The sequence below is a fragment of the Streptomyces spiramenti genome (assembly GCF_012034385.1).
In the GTDB taxonomy this organism is placed as follows: Bacteria; Actinomycetota; Actinomycetes; order Streptomycetales; family Streptomycetaceae; genus Streptomyces; species Streptomyces spiramenti.
Genome location: NZ_JAAVJB010000446.1, coordinates 1 through 1,444, shown reverse-complemented (window position 1 = coordinate 1,444; position 1,444 = coordinate 1). Strand labels below are relative to the sequence as shown.

The following is a 1,444-nucleotide window of genomic DNA, read 5'->3' as shown; positions in this document are numbered from 1 at the left end:
GCGCGGACGCCTGCGCCGCGCGCGGCGGCACGGGTCTTGGGGCGGTCCGCTCCGGCACGCGCGCCCGGGGGTGGCGGGCCGCCCCGGCGGACCGGGCGCGTCACTCCGCCAGGTGGAGAAAGCCCTGTTCGACGAGGGAACGCAGGGTGTCGGGGGTCGCCTCCCGCAGGCGGTCGGGGTCCTCCCCGAGGAGCTGGGCGATGGCGTCCACGATGCGTCCGGCGGGCAGGGTCCCGTCGCAGCTGCCGACGAGCCCGGCTCCGACGGTGTCCACGGTGGTGGCGCGCATCATGCCGTGCCGCTGGCGCAGCACCACGTGCTCCGGGTCCTCCTCCCCGGGCAGCCCGATCTGCTCCTGCACCACCCCGTCGGCCAGGACGTAGCGCGCCTCCAGCAGTGCCGCGTCGTCGAGGGCGCGGAGTCCGTCACGCGCGGCGAAGTGACGGCGGATCTCCTGGCCCAGCGGCTGTTCGACCGCGTGCGGCCATTCCTCGGCGACGACGGACGGCCGGTCCGCGCCGGTGCGGCGCAGGGTGATCCAGCCGAAACCGATCGCCTGGGTGCCCCGGGCCGCGAACGCGTCGAGCCAGCGGGTGTACCGGGCGCGGTAGTCGGAGCGCGGCCCGCGGTGCGCGCCCGCGTCGCGCAACCAGAGCTCGGTGTAGCGGGCGACGTCCTGTTCCTCGCGCTGCACGATCCAGGCGTCGCAACCGGCGGGCACCCAGGTGGAGACGCGCTCCCGCCAGTCCTCGCCCTCGACGTGTTCCCAGTTCGCCAGCAACTGGCACCAGCCGCCGTCGGTGAGCCGGTCCGCGGCACCCTGCACCAGGGACCGGCACAGCGCGTCGCCCTCCATCCCGCCGTCACGGTAGGTCAGACGGGCGTCGGGGCCGGAGGTCGGGGAGATGACGAACGGCGGGTTGCTGACGATGACGTCGAACCGCTCGTCGTCGCGCACCGGCTCGTAGAGCGAGCCCTGACGGGACGTGGGCTCGGGCATCCCGGAGAGTCCGAGCGTCAGACGCGCGATGTGGAGGGCGCGCGGGTTGACATCGGTGACGGTGACCCGGGTGCCGCGCGCCGCGAGGTGCAGCGCCTGCACGCCGGAGCCGGTGCCCAGGTCCAGCGCGCGGGCTGCAGGGGCGTCGACGGCGAGCTGGGTGAGGGTGGCCGAGGCTCCGCCGACCCCGAGCACGACGTCCTGCGCGGCGCCCTCGGCACCCGCAGCACCGCCGATGGCGCAGCCGGCGTCGGAGACGACCCACCAGTCCTCGCCGTCCGGGCCGGCGAAGGGGCGGATGTCGACCGCGGCGCGCAGCGATTCGCCTCCGGTCGGCCACGACGCGCCGGCGGAGGGGTCGGCTGCAGTAGGCGAGGGGGGCGAGTGCTGAGCTGTTCCGGCCCGGGCGGTGCCGGGGTCCGGGTGGGCGGCGGGGTCCGGGTG

General features: G+C 76.0%; 1 protein-coding gene. It reads right to left on the bottom strand.

Translation table 11 applies throughout. From position 1 onward, the window contains the following. Positions 1 to 100 precede the first annotated feature (100 nt). Positions 101 to 1,444 (bottom strand): methyltransferase (locus HCJ92_RS24050; protein ID WP_167935708.1); only part of this gene is annotated, 1,344 nt, incomplete at its 5' end.